Here is a 21,316-nt window from a genome sequence, read left to right on the forward strand (position 1 = left end):
CGCGCCCCGGGCCCCGTCCGAGGCCGCGCCCTAAGCCGCGTCCGGCAGCGCCCTCGGCCCGCTCTCCCCGCCTTCCTCTCGCTCCCCGCGCTCCACCTCGGCCTCCTCCGTCTTCGAGTCCTCCGGCCGGACGAGCGTGCACACCAGCTCGCCGCTGTCCGCGTCCACGTCCGCCAGCACCGTGTCCCCGGGCCGTACCGACCCGTCCAGCAGCAGGTTCGCGATGCGGTTGTCCAGCTCCCGCTGGAGCGTGCGCCGCAGCGGCCGGGCGCCGAACTCCGGTTGGTGCCCGAGCGCGACGAGCCGCTTCTTCGCCGCGTCCGTCACCCGCAGGTCGACCTCCTGCGCGCGCAGCCGCCGCCGGCTGCGGTCCAGCAGCAGGTCCACCACCGAGGCGAGGTCGTCGGCGGTCAGGCCGTGGAAGATGATGACCTCGTCGATGCGGTTGAGGAACTCCGGCAGGAAGCGCGCCCGCAGGTCCTCCATCAGGTCGTCGCGGATCTCGTCCACCTGGCCCCGGTGTGCCAGGATCCGCTGCGCGCCGATGTTCGACGTCATGATGACGACGGTGTTGCGGAAGTCGACGGTCCGGCCCTGCGCGTCCGTCAGCCGCCCGTCCTCCAGCACCTGGAGCAGCGCCGAGAAGACGTCCGGGTGCGCCTTCTCGATCTCGTCGAAGAGCAGCACGCTGTACGGGCGCCTGCGCACCTTCTCCGTCAACTGCCCGGCCTCCTCGTAGCCGACGTAGCCGGGCGGGGCGCCCAGCAGCCGGGAGACCGTGTGCTTCTCCTGGAACTCGCTCATATCGAAGCGGACCATCCGGCTCTCGTCGCCGAACAGCAGCTCCGCCAGCGCCTTCGCCAGCTCCGTCTTGCCGACCCCCGTGGGCCCGAGGAAGAGGAACGAGCCCGTCGGCCGGTCCGGGTCGCTCATGCCGGCGCGCCCGCGGCGTACCGCCTCGGCGACCGCCACCACCGCCTCGTCCTGCCCGACGACCCGGTCGTGCAGCGCGTCCTCCAGCTTCAGCAGCTTGTCCTTCTCGCTCTCCGTCAACTGCGCGACGGGGATGCCGGTCGAGCGCGACAGCACCCCGGCGATGTCGTCCTCGGTCACCTCCATCACGCCCTCGCGCCGCTCCTCGACGCCCGCCAGCTCCGCCTCCGCCTCGGCGATCCGCCCCTTGATCTGCGACGCCTTCTCGTACCTCTCCGCCGCGACCGCCTCGTCCTTCTCGCGGCGCAGCTTCGCGAGCCGGTCCTCGCGGTCGACGACCTCGGTGCTGCGGCCCATCGAGCGCAGCCGGACGCGCGCGCCCGCCTGGTCGACGAGGTCGATGGCCTTGTCGGGCAGGAAGCGGTCGGAGACGTAGCGGTCGGACAGCTCGGCGGCGGCGACCAGCGCCGCGTCGGTGAAGCGGACCTGGTGGTGTGCCTCGTACGAGTCCCGCAGCCCTTCGAGGATCTGCACGGTCTCCGCGACGGTCGGCTCCGGCACCAGCACCGGCTGGAAGCGGCGCTCCAGCGCGGCGTCCTTCTCCACGTGCCTGCGGTACTCGTCGATCGTCGTCGCGCCGACGACGTGCAGCTCGCCGCGCGCGAGCGCGGGCTTGAGCATGTTGCCCGCGTCCATGGCGCCCTCGCCGCCGGAGCCGGCGCCGACGACGGTGTGCAGCTCGTCGATGAAGAGGATCGTGCTGCTCTCGGTGTCCTTCACCTCCTCGATGACCTTCTTCAGCCGCTCCTCGAACTCCCCGCGGTACTTCGAGCCCGCGACCAGCCCGGCCAGGTCCAGCGCCACGACGCGCTTGCCGGCGAGCGTCTGCGGTACGTCGCCCGACTCGATGCGCTGCGCCAGGCCCTCCACGATCGCCGTCTTGCCGACGCCGGGCTCGCCGATGAGCACGGGGTTGTTCTTGGTGCGGCGGGAGAGGATCTCGACGGTCTGCTCGATCTCCTCGGCCCGGCCCACGACGGGGTCGAGCTGTCCGGCGCGGGCCTCGGCGGACATGTCGCGGCCGTACTCGTCGAGGGTCGGGGTCTCGCTCTGCGCCTGCCCCCGCGGTTGCCCTTCGCCCTGCCTCTGCCCTTGCGCTTGCCGCTGCCCCTGTGCGCCGGGCCGGCCCTGGGGGTGAGCGGCGGCTTCCGCGGCGCTGCGGAGCCGGTCGGTGTCCGCGCCGTACGCGCCGAGCAGCCGGGCGGCGCCGGCGTCCGGGTCGCCGAGGAGGGCGCCGAGGATGTGCTCGGGGCCGATGTACGAGGTGCCGTTGGCCTGCGAGCGGGCCACCGCGCCGCGGAGCACCCGCTTCGCGGCCGGGGTCAGCTCCGGCTCCGACGACGTGGCGCTCCCCTCCCCCGGCAGCACCCGGGCGACGTTCCGGGCCAGCTCGTCGGGGTCGGCCCCGGCGTCGGCGAGGACGGAGCGCGCGGGGTCCACCTGGGTGCAGGCCCAGAGCAGGTGCTCGGTGTCGAGGTCGTTGCTGCCGTCCTCCTCGGCGCGGCGCTGGGCGCGGCCGATCAGCTCGCGCGCGGAGTCGGTGAGGAGGCGGCCGATGGGCACGCGCTGGACGGCGGGCGGTGAGGTGGCGGGGGACATGCCGAAGAAGCGGTTGAGCAGCTCGGAGAACGGGTCGGAGGACCCGTAGGAGCCGAGGGGGGAGAGGGACATGAGGGTCTCCGCGGCGGTGGGTGGGGTGGTGCCTGGACCTCACCTCACTGAAACAAGAGCCGCGTAACCACGCAAACGGTACGAACCAGGGCGGGGCGGCACGGGGTGCGCGCCGGGGCGGGGCGTGTCGGGATCAGGTCCCGGTGCGCTCCGCGCGCCTCCGGCGGCGGTGGGCGGCGACGCGCGTACGGGAGGCGCAGGCCGTGGAGCAGTAGCGCCGGGCGCTGCCGGGGCCGGTGCCGAGGTAGAGGACGGCGCAGTCGGGGGCTGTGCACTCGCCCCAGGCCGGCTGCCCGTACTCGGTGAGGATCTGCGCCAGCGCGAGCGCGCCGGAGGCGAGGAACCAGTCGGCCCAGCCGGCGCCCTCGCCGCGGTCCACGTGCAGGTGCCAGGGATGGCCGCCGTGCCGGGAGAGCCGGGGCCGGGCGCCGCACTCGGCGAACACGTCGTTGAGCGCGGCGGCGGCGCGGTCGGCGTCGGCCTCGGTGAGCACGGCGGTGACGCGCCGGGCGGCGGTGCGCAGCGCGTCGGCGTCGGCGTCGGTGAACGCGCCGGGCGCGAGGTCGGCGGGTGTCTCGCCGTGGGCGGCGAGGACCCGGGCGAGGGCGGCGCGGGGGACGTCGGGGTCGCGGCGGACGGCGTTGGCGACGTCGAGGAGGCGCTGGGCGGGACGGAATCCGTGGGCCGCGGGGCGGGCTGCCGGGCTCATCGGGGCCTCCTGGGGCGGGCGGGGGTGGTGGGTCAAGAATAGTGGTAACGTCTTGTGTCGATAAGCCGTTACGGGGCGTCGGGGACCGGGGCCGGGGTGCCGGGGAACGGGACAGGGGGGAGGCGGCACGGGATGGGGCAGGAGAAGGGGCTGGGGCGGGGACTGGGTCGGTACCTGTCCACCGCCACCTGCGCCCGCCTCGCCGACGACGGCATGGCCGTCGCCGTCACGCTGCTCGCCCTCCACCGGACGGGCAGCGCCGCGCAGGGCGCGGCGGTGCTCGCGGCGTGGATGGCGCCGCACGCGGTCGCCGCCCCGCTGACGGGGGCGCTGGCCGCGCGGGCACGGGGCGCGGGCGCGGCGTTCCACGCCGCGGCGCTCGCCGTCTTCGCCGCCGCGATCGCGGGCGTCGCCCTCACGCTGGGCCGCGCGCCGGTGCCGGTGGTGCTGGCGGTGGCGGCGCTGGGCGGGTGCTGCGGCCCGATGGTCACCGGCGGCCTGTCGAGCGTGCTCGCCGGGCTGGTCCCGGACACGGGGGCCCGCGCCCGCGCGTACGCCCTGGACGCGGCCACGTACAACGCGGCGGGCATCGCCGCCCCGGCGGCGGTGACGACCACCGCAAGCCTGTGGGGCGCGGGCCCGGCCACGGCGGCCCTGGCCGCCGCGGCGGCGGTCGCGGCGGCGCTGGCGACGACCCTGCGAATACCGCGCCCGACGGCTCGGGCAGCGGCCGGCACACCGGCGAAGGCGACACGGGGCAGCGCGGACTCCAACGACGGGGACGCCAACGACGGGGACTCCGGTGGAGACGACCCCGGCGACGTCGATTCCGGAGGTACGTCCCGTGTCTCCGCCCCGGCGGGTCGCCGGTGGCGCCTGCGTCCGCGCGGCGTGGCCGTGCTCCGCCTCTCCCGGCCCACCGACCCTCAACCCGCAGACCTATGCCCACGCCCCCGCCCCCGAGCGCCGTCCCGGTTGCGGGATGAACTCCTCGGCGGGCTCCGGGTGTTGTGGCAGGTGCCCGCCCTGCGCGGGATCACCGCCGCTACGTCCCTCGCCTTCGTCGGCGTCGGCGGGCTCGCCCCCGCCGCCGTGCTGCTCGCCGACGAGCGCGGCTACCCCGGGGGCGGTGGCGTGCTGCTCACCGTGTCCGCCGCCGGCGCGCTGCTCGGGGCGCTTGCCGCCGCGCGGCGTCCGCCGGGTTTCTCCGACGCGCGGCTCGCCGCCGCCTGCCTCGTCGGCACCGGCGTCGCGCTGTTCGGCGCCGCGGCGGCGGCACCGTACCCGCTGTGCGTGGCCCTCTTCGCCGTCGCCGGGCTCTGCGACGGCCCGCTGCTCGCCGCCACCCTGCGGATCCGCGCCGACCACGCGCCGCCCGACGTCCGTACCCAGGTCTTCACCCTCGGCGCCGGGCTCAAGACCACCGCCGGCGCCGCCGGTGCGGCGCTCACCGCCGCCGCGGCGTCCGCGCTCTCGCCGTCCCAGCTCCTCGCCGCCCTCGCCGCGCTCCAGCTCGCCGGCGCCACACTGCTACGCGGAACCCCCCGTTCCGTACGTACGGAACGGGGGGTGTGAGGGGCCGCGCGGGTCAGCAGTCCGACGGTGCCGGCTTGCCTGCCAGCCGGCCTTCCAGCCACCCGTACGCCGCCGGATACGACGCCACCGCGCCGCCCACGTGCGTCGGCGCCACGTTCGTGGAGAAGTCCACCGTCGCGCCCTTCGCGCACCAGTCGGCGACCATCCGCTTCCCGACCGCGTACGGAATCACGTCGTCCAGCATGCTGTGCGACACGAACACCGGGACCTCGGGCTTCCGTGCGCCGATGCGCTGCTCCTCCACGACCTCGCGCCACGGCGACGCGTTCATGTAGTCGGTGATCGGCCGGCCGTCGGCGGTCAGCGTCTTCGACTGGAGGAAGGGGTAGCGCAGTACGGCCTCTGCCGTGCACGTCTCCGCCGCCTCGGCCATGACCTGCCGCCCGCGGTCGTTGAGGTACGGGTCGAGGTCGACGTCCGAGCCCTCGGCGAGGCCGGCGACGGCGAAGCCGAGGAACGCGGCGTAGAGCGAGCCGTCGAGGTTGCGCCCGACCGCCGCCAGGTCCGCGGGGACCGCACCCGCGGCGACGCCCTTGACGTCGAGGTCCGGGGCGTAGGAGCGGGCGAGTTCGGCGGCGGAGGCGGCTGCGCCGCCGCCCTGGGAGTAGCCGTAGACGGCGACGGGGCCGTCGTCGGGGAGGTTCGCGGCGGGCAGGCGCTGCGCGGCGCGTACGGAGTCGAGGACGGCCTGGCCCTGGACGGCGCGGTTCATGTAAGTGTGCAGTCCGGGGGTGCCCAGGCCCTCGTAGTCGGTCATGGCCACGCCGTAGCCGCGGGCGAGGAGGCCCTTGACGAACAGGCCCTCGTACTCGGTGCCGTTGGCGAGCTGGCGCGACGGCGCGCACTGGTCGCCGAGGCCCTGGGTGCCGGCCGCGTACCCGATGACGGGGCGCTCGCCGGGGCCCGACCAGGCGGACTTGGGCGTGATGACGGTGCCGGTGACGGCGACGGGGGCGCCGTGGCCGTCGGTGGAGCGGTACATGACGCGCTGGACGTGCGCGTCGACCTTGAGTGCCTTGAGCGGGTCGAGGTAGTAGACGGAGGGCTCGGAGCGGATGACGTCGCCGTTGTCCGCGGGGAGCGTGGCGGGCGGCTCGTAGAACGGTGGCCGCTCTTCCGCCGCGGCGGCGGTGAGCGGGAGGGCGACGGTGGCGGCTACTGCCGCCGCGGTGGTGCCGGCGAGCGTGCCGAAGGCACGCCGGAGGGTACGGCCATGCATGGCAACTCCTCGGAGGGCGACTCTGCCAACAGAAGTTACTGACTTGTCAGTAAGTAACGGCGCTCCCCGCGGACATGTCAACCCTCCGGGTACGGCCGATGCCGCACCCCCGCCCGTCAGCCGATGTCGAACAGCGGCCCGGTGATCGTGAGCCCGAGGTCGTCGCCCACGTACGAGAAGAACGCGAACAGCATCAGCGCGGCCCCGGCCAGCGAGATGTCCTTGCTGAACTGGATCATCTCCATCTGCTTCGACTGCGGGTCCTCCTCCTTCCAGAACGTGTGCATCAGCAGCGCGGTCGGCACGAGGAACACCAGCAGCAGCAGCGCCCCCAGGTCGGCCCACACCCCCAGCAGCACGCTCAGCCCGCCCACGAGCATCAGCACGCCGCTGGCCGCCGTCGCCGGCTCGGCCGCCGGCACGCCCTTGGCGGCGGCGTACTGCCCCATCTGCTTGGTCTGCGTCAGATGACCGACGGCGGAGCTGAGGAAGAGGGGGACGAAGAGGATCCGCCCGATCAGCACCAGAACATCCATCGAAGCCTCCAGCCACGAGGAGTCATTGAGGTCACAACTATTCCTCGGGCGGGGCCTCGTCAAGCGCAACGGCACCGCAGGAGTGACCGTTTGACCCTTCCGGGCCCGCAAAAATCACACCTATCGTCGTACATCCATCAGGCACTCTCGTGAGTCGGGAGAAGGAGCGGCGCAGCCGCCGCGCCGCGCCGTGCCCGCCGTGAGGCTCACGCCGGCGGCGCACGCAGCGCGCACGCGCGCCGCACACAGACATTCGGAGCATCGGAGCAACTGCCTTGACAACAACAGAAGAAAGCGTTCGCCCCCGTCTCGCGGGCACCCGGTTCCGCAGGGCGACGGCGGGGGTGGTGGCCGCCGGAGCGCTTCTCGCCGTGGCCCCGTTGGCCTCCCCGGCGAGCGCGGCCGAGGCCGCCGCCGCGCCCTCGGTCTCCGCCAAGGGCGCGTTCCTGATGGACGGGACGACGGGCGCGAAGGTCTTCGGCAAGGGGTCGGACACCAAGCGGCAGGTCGCCAGCACCACGAAGATCATGACCGCCCGCGTGGTGCTCAGCCAGCCGAACCTGAACCTTGACAAAAAGGTCACCATCAAGCAGGCGTACCGCGACTACGTCGTCAACAAGGGCGCCAGCACCGCCGACCTGAAGACCGGCGACAAGGTCGCCGTCGGCACCCTCCTGTACGCGATGATGCTCCCCTCCGGCTGCGACGCCGCGTACGCGCTCGCCGACACCTACGGCTCGGGCAGCACGCGCTCGGCGCGGGTGAAGTCGTTCATCAAGAAGATGAACGCCAAGGCCGACTTCCTCGGGATGACGAACACGAAGTTCGACTCCTTCGACGGCATCTCCTCCACCGGCAACAACTACTCGACGCCGCGCGACATGGCGAAGCTGGCGAAGAGCGCGTACGGCTACTCCGGCAAGTTCCGCGAGATCATCAAGAAGACGAAGGCCGTGCGCTACGCCACCGCGAGCAACGGCAACCGCCGCACGTACACCTGGCACAACACCAACCAGCTCCTCGGCTCCTACAGCGGCGCCAACGGCATGAAGACCGGCACCACCACCCCCTCGGGCCCGTGCCTGGTCTTCACCGCGACGCGCAACGGCAAGACGTACATCGGCGTGGTCCTGAACGCCAGCGACCGCTACAAGGACGCGGCCAAGCTCCTGGACTACGGCTTCGGCAGCCGCACGGCCAGCACGATGCAGCTCCGCCAACTCCCGGAGAACGCCCAGCGCGACTGAGCGACGGACACGCAACGAGAGGGACGGTCCGCGTTGGCGCGGGCCGTCCCTCTGGTGTTGCGGGGCGCCGGGTGCGTGGTGCTAGGTGAACAGGCGGAGGGGGATTGCCGCCGCCATGGCCTCCATGCCCGCGTCGTTCGGGTGCAGGCCGTCGCCGCTGTCGTACGCCGCCAGCAGGCGGGTCGGGTGGGCCGGGTCGCGGGTGGCCGCGTCGAAGTCGATCGTGCCGTCGTACTCGCCGGCTGTGCGGATCCAGTCGTTGACCGTCTGGCGGACCCGGTCGCGTTCCGGGGTGTGGAAGCCGAGGTCGTCGCCCTCGACCGGCAGGACAGTCGCGCCGTGGATGCGCAGGCCGCGGGCGTGTGCCTGGCGGATGAGGCTGCGGTGGCCGGTGATGAGGTCGGCGGCGGTGACCTCCTCGTCGCGGGGGGCGTCGCGGCCGGGGTGGCCGAGGTCGTTGATGCCGAGGAGCACGATGACGTGCCGGGCGGCCGGCTGGTCCAGGACGTCGCGGGCGAAGCGGCGGATGCCGGCCTCGCCGAAGTACGGGGCGTAGTTCTCGGCGTTGGAGCCGGGGGGCGGGTTGGGGTCGCGCAGGAGGCGGTTGCCGCCGATGCCGGTGTTGAGGACGCCGGTGCCGGTGCGGCCGGCCTCGTCGCGGAGGCGGCGGGCGAGGACGTCGGACCAGCGGCGGTTGGCGCCGACGGTGGTGGCGGAGCCGTCGGTGATGGAGTCGCCGAAGGCGACGATCGCCCGGCGGGATCCGGTGGCCGCGCCCGCGTCCGTGCCCGGCGCCGCGCCGGTGACGGCGACGCCGGCGAGGAAGTACCAGCTCGTGACGGTGCGTTGGGGGTCGACGGCCGGTTTCGCGGCGACGTTGCCCGCCGCGACGTGGTTGCGCTGGAACGCCGACCGGTGCACCGTGTCGGCCGGCGTCGGCTGCGGCAGGTAGACGCTGACGGCGAGGTCCGCGGCGGTCGGTACGTCCAGCGACACCGGGTCGCTCCACCGCCGGGTGCCGGGCGGCAGCGTCACGGACGTACGGCCGCCGAAGCGCACCGCGCGGTCGGTGCCGGGGACGACGGCGGTGCCGTCGCCGGGTACCGAGAGGGCGACGCGGATCTCGCCGACGACGAGGGGTTCGGTGCCGTACCGGTTGGTGAGGCGGATACGGAGTGCGCGCCCGCCGGCGCTGGTGTGGACGACCTGGCGCAGGGTCTGGTCGGCGAAGGCGGTGGCGTCGGCCGCGGGCACCGTCGTCTCGGCGGCGGCCCACGTGCCGGTCCAGGCCCGGCCGCGTTCGCCGACGGCGTCGGCCGCGGCGGCGGCGGACGCGGTGAGCGCCTGCCACGTACCGGCGAGGACGGGGGTGGCGGCGACGGCTACGGCGGCGCGGCCGATGCTGCGTCTGCTGGGGCCGCGGGCGCCGCCGGCGGAGACGGGGGCGTCGGCGTCGGCGGGGGCCGGCGTCGGGGTGGCTTCGTCGGGCACGTGCGTACCTCCCGGAGAGGCGGCCGGGCCAGGCCCGGCGGCCCGCCGTCGAACGGCGGGCGACCCGGCTGTCCGACCGGCTGAGAAACCAAACGGAAGGACGGTACGGCCGCTCCGACCGGCGGTCAACGGTGCCTCCCGGCCTGGCGCTTGGCCGAAAGAAAGCCCTTGCTGGTGAGGCGCCGTAGGTGGGCGTGCTGATCCTCGGGGTATTTGTTGGTCTAGACCTTGACAGGTCCAGACCAATGGGCTTTGCTCCACCATGCCAAGCACACCCCCACTGACAGGATGTGATGACGTGTCAGCCAAACACGTGCACGTACACCTGCACCGCAGACTCGGCAGACGGATCAGGGGTATCCTCGCGGCCCTCGCCGCGGCGGCCGTCCTCGCCGTGCTCATCCCCCTCGCCACCGCCACCACCGCCAGCGCCGCCGCCTGTGCGGCCGCGTGGAGCAGCGGCTCCGTCTACACCCAGGGCAACGTCGTCTCCCACAATGGCCACAACTGGCAGGCCAAGTGGTGGACGCAGGGCGAGACCCCCGGCACCACCGGGCAGTGGGGCGTCTGGGCCGACCAGGGCACCTGCGGCGGCAGCGACCCCGGTCCCGGCCCCGGGGGCTTCGTGACCGAGGCCCAGTTCAACCAGATGTTCCCGAACCGGAACTCCTTCTACACGTACAGCGGCCTCACCACCGCCATGCGGTCCTACCCCGCCTTCGCCAACACCGGCGACAACACCACCAAGGCCCGCGAAGCCGCCGCCTTCCTCGCCAACGTCAGCCACGAGACCGGCGGCCTCGTCCACATCGTGGAGCAGAACCAGGCCAACTACCCCCACTACTGCGACGCGAGCCAGCCCTACGGCTGCCCGGCCGGCCAGGCCGCGTACTACGGCCGCGGGCCCATCCAGCTCAGTTGGAACTTCAACTACAAGGCCGCCGGCGACGCGCTCGGCCTCGACCTGCTCAACAACCCCTGGCGGGTGGAGCGGGAATCGGCCGTGGCCTGGCAGACCGGCCTGTGGTACTGGATGACGCAGAGCGGCCCCGGCACCATGTCCGGGCACCGGGCGATGACCACCGGCGCCGGCTTCGGTGAGTCCATCCGCTCGATCAACGGCTCCCTGGAGTGCGACGGCCGCAACCCCGCGCAGGTCCAGAGCCGCATCAACAACTACCAGCGCTTCACGCAGATCCTCGGCGTCACCCCGGGCGACCGCCTGAGCTGCTGACCCCCGCCCCACCCCGTCCCCGATGACGGCGGGCCCGCCCCCCGGCGGGCCCGCCGTTGGTGTGCCGACGTACCGGGTGCCCGGTTCGCCGGGCGTTCAGCCCGCCGCGTCGCCGTCCGCCGCGGGCCTGTCGGTTACGAGCCGGTCCGCTACGCGCCCATCCGCCGCGAGTCCGTCCGCCAACTCCTCGTGCAGGCCCGCCAGCGCCGTGTGGTCGTCCTCCGTGCCCGTGTGCGGCGCGCTGAACCAGCGGGCGTACTCGTCCACCTCCGAGAGCCGCCAGTCCAGCGCGAACAGCTCCAGCATCGCCGGATCGGGGCCGAGTTCGTCGCGCAGCGCCGGCGGGAGGTCGGCGTAGTCGCGCTCGGGCGGGGCCAGGGCCAGCGACTCCCAGTCGATGAAGCGCAGGCCGCCGGGGGTGCGGAGCTGGTTGGCGTGGTGCGGTTCGCCGTGGGTGGGGACCCACGAGGCGCGGCGCGCGCGGGCGGTGTCCGCGAGGTGCAGGTAGCGGTCGGTCCAGCGGGCGACGGCTTCGCCGTGTGCGGCCAGCGCGGCGCGGGCCTCCTCGGCGAGCGGGCCGGTCGTCCAGGGTGCGGCGGTACGGGCCCGCAGGGCGGCGGCGAACCCGGGGCCGACCCGGGGCGTCCAGGGCGGCAGCCCGCGCGCCGGGGGCGCGGTGACGTGCAGGGCACGCAGGGCTCGTACGACCTCCGCCGCATGCACCGGCTCGGCCGCCTCCGCCTCCGTCGGGGTACGGCCCTCGACCCACGGCGTGACGCTCAACGCCCCGCCGCCGAACGGCACCGTGAACCCCGAACCCGACTCCGACTCCGCCCGCAGCGGCGCGCACACCGACTCCAGCCCCGCCGCCGCCAGCGCCGCCGCCCCCGCGTACGCCGCCTCCAGCGACTCGGCCGTGTGCCGCGGCGCCAGCGCGTCCAGCGTCGCGAACAGCACCGTCCCGCCCCCCGACACCCGCCAGTGGTGCGCCCCGAACCCCCACGGCAGGTGCTCCACGACGTCCGCCCCCGGCAGCCAGTGCGCGGCGACGGCGTGCAGCACGTCCCGGTCGGTCACGGAGTCGGGCGCGGTCAGCATGAGTTCGATCTTACGAGCCCGGCAGCACGGCGGCCCGGCAGCCCCGCAGCCCGGCGCCGGTGACGGCGCCGTCCGTACGGACGGCACCCGCGCCCCGCCGCCCCCTGCTACGGGCGGATGGTCAGCCCCTGCGCCGTCCCCGCCACGACCTCCGCGTACGCCCGCGCCACCTCCGCGGCCGGGGTGCCGTCGGCCGGGTCCATGCCCAGGCTCTCCAGCGTCTCGCTGACCCACCCCGGGCTGACCAGGTTGATCCGCAGGTTCCGCGGCATCTCGGCCGCCGCGTTGCGGACGAAGCCCTCCAGACCGGAGTTGACGAGCGCCCCCAGCGATCCGCCGGCCAGCGGAGCCGAGAACGTGCCGCCGGTCAGCGTGACGGAGCCGCCGTCCCGGAGCCGGCGCGTCGCCCGCCGGGCCAGGGCGACCTGACCCAGGAGCTTGCCCCGCACCCCCGCCGCGAACTCGTCGTCGGTCACCGACCCCAGGTCCACCAGCGGGCCGCTGGCGGCGCAGCACACCACCGCGTCGAGGTCCGGCACCTGGTCGAAGAGCCCGTCCAGCGAGGAGGGGTCTTCCAGGTCCACCGCCACCGGCCCGTTGCGCGACGCCTTCACGACCTGGTGGGCGGCCTCCTCCAGCGCGCCGACGACGGCACCGCCGACCGTCCCGCTCGCACCGATCACAAGTACCTTCATGCATCGATCATGCCAGGGGCCGTACGGACAGGGCGTGGTGGAAGACGTCCCGCGGATCCCAGCGCTCCTTGGCGCGCCGGAGCCGCGCGTAGCCGTCGTCGCCGAAGTACAGCCGGTGCCACGGCGTGCCGGAGGTGTTGTGGGCGGGGTCGGCGAGGTCGTTGTCCGGGTAGTTGACGAACGTCCCGCTGTCGTACGCGCCCGCCGGTACGCCGCCGGAGTCCGCGTACACCTTCCCGTACAGCTCCCGGATCCACCGCAGATGGCGCGCGTCCTCCCCCGCGTCCGGCCAGCCGGCGAGGAAGCCGGCGACGAGGACGGAGTCGCGGTGCGGCATCGCGGTGGCGCCGGGGGCGACGGCGTTGACCTGACCGCCGTAGGTGTTGAGGAACACGTGGCCGTACGGGCTGCCGAACCCGGGGCCGGTGAGGCCCCGGTAGAGGGCGGCGAGCTGGGCGTCGGTGAAGCCGCGGCGCCGGAAGCCCGACTTGATCTTCAGCCGGCTGCCGAACGGGACCTCGTCGGCGACGCCGCCCTGGAGGACGGCGGCGAGCCACGGCATCGTCACGGCCTGCCGCGCGGGCGGCGGTACGACGGAACCGGCGCCGGCGCCGCGGGTGAGCGCGTCCTGCAACTCGTCCAGCAGCCGCCGCGCGGTGGCCTCGTCGGCGGCGATCTGGCCGGCGAGGCCGATGGTCTCGTTCGGCAGGCTCGACATGGCGAACTCGCCGTAGAGGGCGGCGGCGGGGGAGCCGGGGGCGGAGTTGCGCTCGCACCAGCGGCCGAAGTTGCGCAGCAGGGTGACGAAGGGTTTCTCGTCGAGGTCGGCCCAGCGCCAGTCGAGGGAGTAGCGCAGGACGGTGGCCGGCGGGCGCGGCAGCAGGGCGCCCGGGTCGGCGCCGCGGGCGGCGGCCGGGGAGCGTCCGGGGGTCGTGGAGCGGCCGGGGGTCAGGGAGCTTGAGGCGGTCGGCGAGCGTAAGGCGGTCGGGGAGCGGAACCAGTAGCGGGTGACGACGCCGAAGCTGCCGCCGCCGCCCCCGGTGTGCGCCCACCACAGGTCGCGGTACGGGTCCGACCGCTCCCGGGTGGCGACGACGCTGCGCGCCCGGCCCGACCGGTCGACCACGACGACCTCGACGGCGTACAGGTGGTCCACCGTCAGCCCGTACAGCCGGCACAGCGCGCCGTACCCGCCGCCCGCGACGTGCCCGCCCGCGCCCACGGTGGTGCAGGTGCCGCCGGGGACCGTGACGCCCCAGCCGAGGAACAGCCGCCGGTACGCCTCGCCGAGCGTGGCGCCGGCCTCGATGACGAAGGCGTCGCGGCGGGGGTCGTAGCCGACGTGGCGCATGCCGCTCATGTCGATGACCACGTCGGTGTCGGGGCGGTCGACGAAGTCCTCGAAGCAGTGCCCGCCGCTGCGCACGGCGACGCGCCCCCCGGCCCGTACGGCGTCGGCCACGGCGCGTACGACGTCGGCGGTGGTGCCGACGAGGCGGATCCGGGAGGGGTGGGAGGCGTGGCGGTGGTTGAGGCCGCGGAGGCGGAGGGAGGTGTAGCGGGGGTCGTCGGGGCGTACGGTCACGGGGCCTGAGGCGGCGCCTTGCGCGGCGGCGGGCTGCGGTGCGGCGGGTGCGGCGGGTGCGGCCTGCGTCGGGGGTGCGGCGTACGCGGCCGCGGGTGCGGCCATGGCGGCGGCGGCGCCGGCGCGCAGCACGTTGCGGCGGGAGGATGCGGACATGGCGGCGGGGTCTCCTCGCGACGGTTGGCGGGGGCTTTCGACGCTAAGGACCCGCCGCACGCGGGGACATGGGCCTAGCACCCTGCCCCACGGTGCACCCAGGCCCCTTCCCTCCGCGTTCCTCTCGCGCCGCCTCACATTCCGCGGGGCTGCGTCGTCAGGAGGGTGAGCAAGGGAGAACAACCATGAGCGACAAGATCGACTTCACCCTGATGTACGCGATGCACGACGCGCTCCGCCGCGACCTCGAACACATCGCGAAGGCCACCGCACGCACGGACGACGACCCGCGCCGTATCCTCGCCGCCGCGGCCGGCTGGGAGCTGTTCAAGAAGGTCCTCCACATCCACCACACCGCCGAGGACGAGGCCCTGTGGCCCCAACTCCGCGAGGCCCTGGCCGACCGGCCGGACGACCTCGGCGTCGTGGACGCGATGGAGGACGAGCACGCACGGATCGACCCCCTTCTCGACGCCGTAGACGCCGCCCTCGCCGACCGCGAGCAGGGCCCGGAGCGGCTCGCCGGGCTGGCCGACGAACTGGCCGCGCAGCTCACCGCGCACCTCACGCACGAGGAGGACGTCACGCTGCCGCTCATCGAACGCACCCTGACGCCCGCGCAGTTGCAGCACTTCGGCGGCGTGCACGCCGCCAAGGGCGGCGCCGACGGGCCGGTGCTGACGGCGTGGGTGCTGGAGGGCGCGGACGAGAAGACCCTGGCATCGACGCTCGCGATCCTGCCGGAGCCGGTGCGCGCGGCGTACCACGACGAGTGGCGGCCCGCGTACGTGGCCAAGGACTGGTGGGGCACGGGCGTCTGACCTCGTATTCCGATGCCGTACGGGCGGGAGCCGCGCACCCCCGCCCGTACGGCCGGCTTTCGGGGATTTTCTTCTGGCGGTCACATCGGATCGCTCTCGACGGTCATCTGAAAGAAGGTGTCGCCGAGAGGACTCGACCAGAATGGACGAACACGACTGGCTGGCCGAACGATTCGAGACCGACCGCCCCCGCCTGCGCCCCCTCGCCTACCGGCTGCTCGGCCCGTCCGGGGAGGCCGGCCGGCAGGGCTGGACCAGGCTGAGCCGCGCGGACCGCGTCGGCGCGGACACCCTCGACGGGTGCCTGCGCACCACCGTCGCGCAGGTCACGCTGCACTTCCTCCGGTCTCGTACCATCGCGGAACTGCCCTCCTGTAGCGAGGACTCCGCGCGCGTGTCGATGCTCGTCGTCCTCGACACGCTGGCGCCGCCGGAGCGGCTGGCGTACGCGCTCCAGGACATGTTCGCGGCACCGTTCGAGGAGGTCGCGGCGGTGGCGGCCCGTGCGCAGGCGACGCCCTGCGAGCTGGCGGGCAGCGCGCGGGGGCAGGGCCTGGCGGGCGGGTACGAAGGCGGCGGCAAGGACGGCGGCGAGGCGGGGCACGGCGGCGGCGCGTACGGCGAGAGCGTCTACGACGCGAGCGCGCCCGGCGCCGAGGCGGGCACGGACACCGCGAGCACGGACGTGGCCGGTACAGACACCGCCGACACGAACACCACCGCCCCGAACACCGCTGGTACGGACATCGCGGCGGCGTTCCTCGCGGCATCGCGCAGGGGCGACTTCGAGGCACTGCTGAAGGTCCTGGACCCCCACCACCCGCCCCGCACGGCACCCCCCACAGCCGACAGGGACAGGCCCCCGGGCCCGAAAGCCCCGGCCGCCACCCCATCCGACCGCCGAGGCGGCGACGCCGTCATCGGCACCACGGAGGTCCAGGGCACCGAATCGGTCACCCGCGTCTGCACGGTTCGCACCTTGTCCCCGGTCCCCGCCCTCGTCGGCGGCGGCGCGGGCCTGGCCTGGATCCAGAACGGCCGCCCGCAACTCGCCTTCCGCTTCACCGTCCACGACGGCGAGATCACCGCCACCGAACTGGCAACCGACCTCACCGACCTCAGCATCGTCTACTGAGACTCCGTGCGGGTCCGGTAGCGCGCGTAGATCAGCCCGCTGTCGAAGGCGCGCTCCTCGGCCAATTCGAGATCGAGCCGTACGCCGTCGGGGAAGAACCGCTTGCCGCCGCCGACCACGCTGGTGGTGACGAACAGGTGGTACTCGTCCACCAGACCGGCCGCGATCGCCTGCGCCGCGAGGTTCGGCCCGTCGACGGTGAGATCGGCCTCGGCCTCCGCCTTGAGCCTGCGCACCGCGTCCGGGTCGAAGCTCCGCTCGATCCTGGTCCTCGCGCTGGACACCGACTCCAGCGTCGTGGAGTACACGACCTTCTCGGCGGCCTGCCAGTCACGGGCGTACTGGACGATGTGCGGCGGGTGGCCGGCCTCGGCGAGCGCGGTCTCCCAGTAGACCATCGTCTCGTACATCCGCCGCCCGTACAGGTACGTGCCCACGGGGCGGAAGAGGTCGTTGATGAAGGTGTGCACCTCGGGGTCGTCGGCCCCGGTCCCGAGCCCGCCCTCGGCCGCCTCGGCGTAGCCGTCGAGCGAGGTGATCATCGAGTAGATGAGCTTTGCCACAGGTCTCCTCCGGATACAAGGCGCATCACCGCGCCGGCGGCCCTCCCCCTAAGACCTCCCCACGCCCCGGAACTCATCGATCGCGGCCGTGCGGATCATCACGGTGAGGACCGGGGACGCCGCGGAGGGCTGGCTTCGGCCGATGTCCTCGTAGCCCCACGTCCGGTAGAGGGCGTGCACCTTTCCGTCGCCAGCCGCGGGGTTCACCATGAGGGTGACGTACGGTTCGTCGCGCGTGGCGAGGAGCGCGTTGTGGATGCGCCGGGCAGTGCCGGTTCCGCGCCACTCGGTCCGTACGCCGATCTCCTTGAGAGCCGCCGCCGGCCGCTCGGTGTACGTGTCCGCCGGCTCCGGACTGGTGCGCTGCCAGTAGCGGTTACCGCGTTGGATGGTGTTGCAGTACGCGTAGCCGATGGGCTTCCCGTCGCTGTACGCGAGGACGGCGGTGAACCCGGGTTCGGAGGCGTGGCGGTCCAGGCGCTCGCCGAAGGCGGTGACGGCGTAGTTCGGCAGGTGGAGGAGCGGGGCGCGGACGGCGGCGTAGACGTCGAGCAGGTCGCTGCGGACCGATTCGAGCTGGCTCGTAGCACGGAGATCCATCGATTGCCTTGCCGCCAAACGCTGTTCCTTCCCACGATCGCTCTCAATCTGCTTATTGAGGCCGACCGGGCGATTCCGGGTACCGTTCACAGTGTCCCAGACGAGATCGGAGTTCCGTATGCCCCAGTGGAGCGCGTATACGTCCGGTGAGCGGATCAAGATCCTCCGGGGCCGTGAGGTCACGCAGACCGACCTGGCTCACATGACCGGGCTGGCTTTAATCACAGTCCAAAAGGCGGAGCAGGACATCTGCCTCACCCTGCCGACACTGCTGAAGATCAGCGCCGCGCTGTCCGTGGACGCTTCTGTGATCCTCGGCCAGCAGGCGCCACGCCGCACCATGGAGCGAGGGGACCGCGCCATGCTCCGACAGGTCTCCCAAGCAACGCACGACACCGCCGCAGGACTTCTGCCCGAGAGCGCCGAGCCCGTCTCGGACGGCGTGCTGGCCTCGTCCGCGGAACTGGCGTGGCAGCACTACTGGAGAGGCGACTACCTCACCCTCGGCGGCGTCCTCGTCCCGCTGCTGACCGACGCGGCTGTGACGTGCCATGTGCAGCCCACTTCGGCGGCATGGCAGGCACTGTCCGACGCCTACCAGATCACCGCCTGCATGGCGAACCTCCTTGGCGCCAGAGACCTGGCGTACGCGGCCGTGGGGCATGCCAAGCACGCCGCTGAGCATGCCGGTGACGAACTGCGCGCCGCGCGCGTAGAGTCCGCCCGCTCCTGGGTGTACCTGCGGGATGGCAGGGTCACCGACTCCCTCGAACTCGCCCAGGCCGCCAGCGAGGGAATCGAGCCCTCCTATCGCGACGCCTCCCATGAACGGCTGACGGTCTACGGCAACCTGCTGACCCACTGCGCCGTCACCTCCGCCCGCCTCGACGACACCGACCGGGCCGGTGACTTCCTGTCCCAGGTGCACGCCGTCGGCGCCCGCCTCGGCGATGAGTACGACTTCCACGGCGCCCGGTTCGGGCCCACGACCGCCTCGACTCAGGCGGTCGGAGTCAACGTGACGGTGGGCGAGCACGGCAAGGCCCTCCGGTTGAGCGCCGATATCCACGACGGTGACCTCTCCGGCCTGGCCGACGCCGCACGTAACCGGTACAAGCTCGACGTGGCGCTTGCGCAAGCCGATGCCAAGATGTGGGACACCTCCCTCGACACGTTGGAAGGTGTCCTGACCGACGCCCCGCAATGGGCCAGGCACCAAGCCCTGCCGAACGTCATCCTTGAGCGGGTCGGCCGAGCGTCAACAGACCGCCTGCGGCGGCTGTCCAAACTCGTCGGTGTCCCGGTCTCAACGGTCGGCGGCTTCGCGGAAGTGGACACTCAAGCCGCACTGTGATCGCGAGCGTGTTGGTCATCCGCCACGGAAGACCCCGGCCTGGACGCGCCGTCGATTCCACTGTCACGGAAGACCCGCTTCGACTGGCATTCCGGGACTGCTCCGCCGTGGAAGGCTCACGCGGAGACGAGTTGATGCACTCTTCCACCTCGGAGCTTCTCGGAGAGTAACCAGACCGGCACTCTGTGGGGCATGCCACGGAGCAGTCAGGAGTCAGCCCGCCGCCGCGCCATCGCGCACACGGCGTACAGTCCGCATCGGGCGAGCGTGGTCCTCTACGCGTGCTTGCCCGAAGGGTTGGACGCGGAGCCGGTCATGGGGGCCCTGGCCGACTTTGCGCGGGCCCGGGATTGGAACGTCCTCGGCACCGTCCGCGACATCGATGACCGCGAAGCCCTCGACAGCCGCCGGCAGTGGCCCATCGCACGGGAGTTGCTGGTGACCGGCCGCGCCGTCGGCCTCGTGGCGCCGTCGGAGACCCACCTCACCACCGGCTGCCGGGAGCCGTTTCGCCGCTGGCTGTCCTCCCTGGGCGCCTTCCTCGTCTGCCCGGGGGACCACGCGCGGGGCGACCGCCGGGGTAGGGAACCCGGAGGGACCCCTCATGGACAAGCCTGAAACGGCAGCGCTTGCGGCCTACAGCGCGACGCTGCCGCGTGCCGCGGCGTCCGTGGCGCGGGCGCGCAGGCTCGTTTCCGCCTCCCTGCGGGTGTGGTCGCTGGAGGCCGGGGACGATGCGGTGAGTCTCGTCATGAGCGAGTTGGTGACGAACGCGGTGCGGCACGCGCGGCTGGAGGTCGTGCACGTCAAGGTGTCCCAGGTCGGGCCGCGCCGCGTCAGAGTGGCGGTCGTCGACCGTTCCCGCGAGATGCCGACCCTCGTCCAGGCGGGCGTGGACGACGAGTCGGGGCGGGGGCTGGCCACCGTTGCCGGGTTCGCCGCTTCGTGGGGCGTCGAGCCCGTGCCGTGGGGGAAACGGGTGTGGGCCGAGGTCGACGTTCCGTACCGCCACTGAAACCACCGAGGACTGCGATGGACGAGACCTGGAAGACGATCGAGCGGCTTTGCGACCGGCTGGACGCCGAGAGCCCCGTGCAGGGGAGGACCGGGCGGCTGCTGCGGATCCTGAAGATCGGTGAGGAGTACGGGGAGGTCGCCGGGGCGCTGCGCGGCCTTCTCGGTTCGGATCCGGGAACGCGCAGGAGTCACACGCTCGACGACGTCTGCAACGGGCTGAGCGACGTGATCGTGACGAGCATGGTCGCGCTCGCCTCGATCGCGGACGAGCCCGGCGAGGCGGGCGAGGTGTTCACGGCCAGGCTGCGGGAGATCGCCGGACGTCTTCCCCGCTGATACGGGCGCGCGCACCCGGCCCGGACAAGAGAGTGGCGCGGCACCCCGGGGGAAGGTGCCACGCCACTCGGTATGTGGGCCCCCGTCAGGGGGTCGTGGGCCATTTGGTCAGGGCCGCGTAGGCCGGTTGCCACTGGCCCAGGTACAGCGCGCGTACGGGTTCCGGCATGAGGCTCAGCATCGACGTGGCGAGCTTCTCGTCCGCGCCGTCCAGTACCCACGGGATCAGGCGCGGGGTTTCCGGGCCGCCCTTCTCGGAGTGGACGAGGCCGTAGTGCTGCCACTGCTCCTGCGACATCTTCGCGTCGACGAGCGGCAGGCCCTCGCTCTCCTCGTGCTTGAGGTGGGCGGTCAGGGCCGTGGCCAGCGCGTCCGTGCCGGCCGCGATGCGCTCCGGGGCGGTTTCCGGGTCGGCGAGGGCGGCGTCGATGGAGTCGATGAGGGGGTCGATGCGGGCGTGTTCGGCTTCCATGGCGTCGAGTAACGCCAGGTCGTCGGCCCGCTCTCCGACGAGATCGCGCATCACCGGCCAGAGGGCCTCGTCCTCGGCGCTGTGGTGGATGTGCAGGGCCTTTTTGAAGAGTTCCCAGCCCAGGGCGGAGGCCAGCAGCCTGCGGGGGTCGTCGTCTGCGCGGGCGCTGATTCTGGTGATGTGTTCCAGGTCGCGCCGCAGCGCGTCGTGCATGGCGTACATCATGGACAGATCGAGGTTGCCGCTCATGTGGTCACTCCCGTATCCCGCATCCGTCTACGGTCCGTACATTCCGTTGTCATGCCGGACGAGACGGTGGCTCGACCTCTTTGACACCGCGGCGTCCGGAAGTGTGACTCAGGACTGCCGGCAGGAGCCCCGCACGCGAGTGGGCGGCGTGGAACCCCGGCGGAGGGCCCACGCCACCCACGGTCTCGCGGACGCCGCGGAGGCGGCGGGCGGCGGGACGCGGCCGTTGCCGGTCACTGCCCGGTACCGCGTCGCCGGATCGCGTACGGGAACGTCCGGGATGATGCACAACGTCCCCTCGTGGTCGCGTGTGAAAGCTACTGCCTTCCCATATGACAGCCGCGGGCCGGGTGATGTGACGGGGGTGGGGATGGGGGTGTGGACGGACCCGGGGACGGGGCGGGGGCGGAGCCTGGGAGCGAGCCCGGGAGAGGCCCCGGCGCGGCCCCGTAACCGGCCCCGGGACGCGGGGCCCGGGCCGGTCGGTCTTGCTACGGGTGTGTGCTGAGGCTTACCTTCACGCTGTCGCCGCCGCGACG

At 73.1% G+C, this 21,316-nt stretch carries 20 protein-coding genes; 9 read left to right on the top strand and 11 right to left on the bottom strand.

The genetic code is table 11. The features are described 5' to 3' along the window. Positions 1-30: 30 nt before the first annotated feature. Together QBL21_RS00570 and QBL21_RS00575 are read right to left on the bottom strand one after the other, a co-directional pair. A complete protein-coding gene (locus QBL21_RS00570) occupies positions 31-2,664 on the bottom strand; it encodes an ATP-dependent Clp protease ATP-binding subunit (protein WP_407559950.1) in 2,634 nt (877 codons plus the stop codon). Positions 2,665-2,797: 133 nt separating this feature from the next. Continuing rightward, positions 2,798-3,373: a CGNR zinc finger domain-containing protein gene (locus QBL21_RS00575; RefSeq protein WP_407559951.1), complete on the bottom strand. Its 576-nt coding sequence runs from the start codon at positions 3,371-3,373 to the stop codon at positions 2,798-2,800. Positions 3,374-3,523: 150 nt separating this feature from the next. On the opposite strand from QBL21_RS00575, the gene QBL21_RS00580 reads away from it, so the two are divergent. Continuing rightward, positions 3,524-4,948, top strand: coding sequence for an MFS transporter (locus QBL21_RS00580; protein WP_407566258.1), 1,425 nt, complete (start codon positions 3,524-3,526; stop codon positions 4,946-4,948). A 13-nt stretch (positions 4,949-4,961) separates the two neighbouring features. Here QBL21_RS00580 and QBL21_RS00585 read toward each other — a convergent pair whose 3' ends face one another. Together QBL21_RS00585 and QBL21_RS00590 are read right to left on the bottom strand one after the other, a co-directional pair. After that, a complete protein-coding gene (locus tag QBL21_RS00585; RefSeq protein WP_407559952.1) occupies positions 4,962-6,188 on the bottom strand; it encodes a lipase family protein in 1,227 nt (408 codons plus the stop codon). Positions 6,189-6,304: 116 nt separating this feature from the next. Beyond that, a complete protein-coding gene (locus tag QBL21_RS00590) occupies positions 6,305-6,724 on the bottom strand; it encodes a DoxX family protein (RefSeq protein WP_407559953.1) in 420 nt (139 codons plus the stop codon). 275 nt (positions 6,725-6,999) lie between these two features. Between QBL21_RS00590 and QBL21_RS00595 the strand changes: the two genes are divergently transcribed. Beyond that, positions 7,000-7,971 carry a D-alanyl-D-alanine carboxypeptidase family protein gene (locus tag QBL21_RS00595; RefSeq protein ID WP_407559954.1) on the top strand — a complete coding sequence of 324 codons (972 nt, stop codon included), beginning with the start codon at positions 7,000-7,002 and terminating at the stop codon, positions 7,969-7,971. Between the two features lie 81 nt (positions 7,972-8,052). Here QBL21_RS00595 and QBL21_RS00600 read toward each other — a convergent pair whose 3' ends face one another. After that, on the bottom strand, positions 8,053-9,462 hold the full coding sequence (locus tag QBL21_RS00600; RefSeq protein ID WP_407559955.1) for an SGNH/GDSL hydrolase family protein: 1,410 nt from the start codon (positions 9,460-9,462) through the stop codon (positions 8,053-8,055). A 313-nt stretch (positions 9,463-9,775) separates the two neighbouring features. On the opposite strand from QBL21_RS00600, the gene QBL21_RS00605 reads away from it, so the two are divergent. Further along, positions 9,776-10,696, top strand: coding sequence for a glycoside hydrolase family 19 protein (locus QBL21_RS00605; RefSeq protein WP_407566259.1), 921 nt, complete (start codon positions 9,776-9,778; stop codon positions 10,694-10,696). Between the two features lie 96 nt (positions 10,697-10,792). On the opposite strand, the gene QBL21_RS00610 is transcribed toward QBL21_RS00605, so the two are convergent. The 3 genes from QBL21_RS00610 to QBL21_RS00620 all read right to left on the bottom strand — a co-directional run bounded on the left by QBL21_RS00610 (position 10,793) and on the right by QBL21_RS00620 (position 14,230). Continuing rightward, a complete protein-coding gene (locus tag QBL21_RS00610; RefSeq protein ID WP_407559957.1) occupies positions 10,793-11,794 on the bottom strand; it encodes a phosphotransferase family protein in 1,002 nt (333 codons plus the stop codon). Between the two features lie 107 nt (positions 11,795-11,901). Beyond that, positions 11,902-12,489 carry a short chain dehydrogenase gene (locus tag QBL21_RS00615; protein ID WP_407559959.1) on the bottom strand — a complete coding sequence of 196 codons (588 nt, stop codon included), beginning with the start codon at positions 12,487-12,489 and terminating at the stop codon, positions 11,902-11,904. Positions 12,490-12,496: 7 nt separating this feature from the next. Beyond that, positions 12,497-14,230: an FAD-binding oxidoreductase gene (locus QBL21_RS00620; RefSeq protein ID WP_407559961.1), complete on the bottom strand. Its 1,734-nt coding sequence runs from the start codon at positions 14,228-14,230 to the stop codon at positions 12,497-12,499. Between the two features lie 185 nt (positions 14,231-14,415). On the opposite strand from QBL21_RS00620, the gene QBL21_RS00625 reads away from it, so the two are divergent. Beyond that, on the top strand, positions 14,416-15,051 hold the full coding sequence (locus QBL21_RS00625) for a hemerythrin domain-containing protein (protein ID WP_407559962.1): 636 nt from the start codon (positions 14,416-14,418) through the stop codon (positions 15,049-15,051). A gap of 142 nt (positions 15,052-15,193) precedes the next feature. Then, on the top strand, positions 15,194-16,186 hold the full coding sequence (locus QBL21_RS00630; protein WP_407559964.1) for a hypothetical protein: 993 nt from the start codon (positions 15,194-15,196) through the stop codon (positions 16,184-16,186). On the opposite strand, the gene QBL21_RS00635 is transcribed toward QBL21_RS00630, so the two are convergent. Together QBL21_RS00635 and QBL21_RS00640 are read right to left on the bottom strand one after the other, a co-directional pair. Next, positions 16,180-16,749, bottom strand: a complete 570-nt coding sequence (locus tag QBL21_RS00635; RefSeq protein WP_407559966.1) for a dihydrofolate reductase family protein — start codon at positions 16,747-16,749, stop codon at positions 16,180-16,182. The two genes, QBL21_RS00630 and QBL21_RS00635, sit on opposite strands and share 7 nt — an antisense overlap. Before the next feature lie 48 nt (positions 16,750-16,797). Further along, entirely contained in the window at positions 16,798-17,349 is a 552-nt protein-coding gene (locus QBL21_RS00640) for a GNAT family N-acetyltransferase (RefSeq protein WP_407559968.1), read from the bottom strand. Between the two features lie 118 nt (positions 17,350-17,467). On the opposite strand from QBL21_RS00640, the gene QBL21_RS00645 reads away from it, so the two are divergent. The 4 genes from QBL21_RS00645 to QBL21_RS00660 all read left to right on the top strand — a co-directional run bounded on the left by QBL21_RS00645 (position 17,468) and on the right by QBL21_RS00660 (position 20,056). Then, positions 17,468-18,703: a helix-turn-helix domain-containing protein gene (locus QBL21_RS00645; protein WP_407559969.1), complete on the top strand. Its 1,236-nt coding sequence runs from the start codon at positions 17,468-17,470 to the stop codon at positions 18,701-18,703. Between the two features lie 315 nt (positions 18,704-19,018). Then, entirely contained in the window at positions 19,019-19,321 is a 303-nt protein-coding gene (locus QBL21_RS00650) for a hypothetical protein (RefSeq protein WP_407559971.1), read from the top strand. Continuing rightward, the gene (locus QBL21_RS00655; protein WP_407559973.1) at positions 19,308-19,718 is read left to right on the top strand and encodes an ATP-binding protein; all 411 of its coding nucleotides are present in this window, start codon (positions 19,308-19,310) and stop codon (positions 19,716-19,718) included. The genes QBL21_RS00650 and QBL21_RS00655 overlap by 14 nt, the downstream gene beginning before the upstream one ends. 17 nt (positions 19,719-19,735) lie before the next feature. Beyond that, positions 19,736-20,056, top strand: a complete 321-nt coding sequence (locus tag QBL21_RS00660) for a MazG-like family protein (RefSeq protein WP_407559975.1) — start codon at positions 19,736-19,738, stop codon at positions 20,054-20,056. An 85-nt stretch (positions 20,057-20,141) separates the two neighbouring features. Here QBL21_RS00660 and QBL21_RS00665 read toward each other — a convergent pair whose 3' ends face one another. Then, positions 20,142-20,777: a hemerythrin domain-containing protein gene (locus QBL21_RS00665; RefSeq protein ID WP_407559977.1), complete on the bottom strand. Its 636-nt coding sequence runs from the start codon at positions 20,775-20,777 to the stop codon at positions 20,142-20,144. Positions 20,778-21,316: the final 539 nt, after the last annotated feature.

The organism is Streptomyces sp. 184 (assembly GCF_045781775.1).
In the GTDB taxonomy this organism is placed as follows: Bacteria; Actinomycetota; Actinomycetes; order Streptomycetales; family Streptomycetaceae; genus Streptomyces.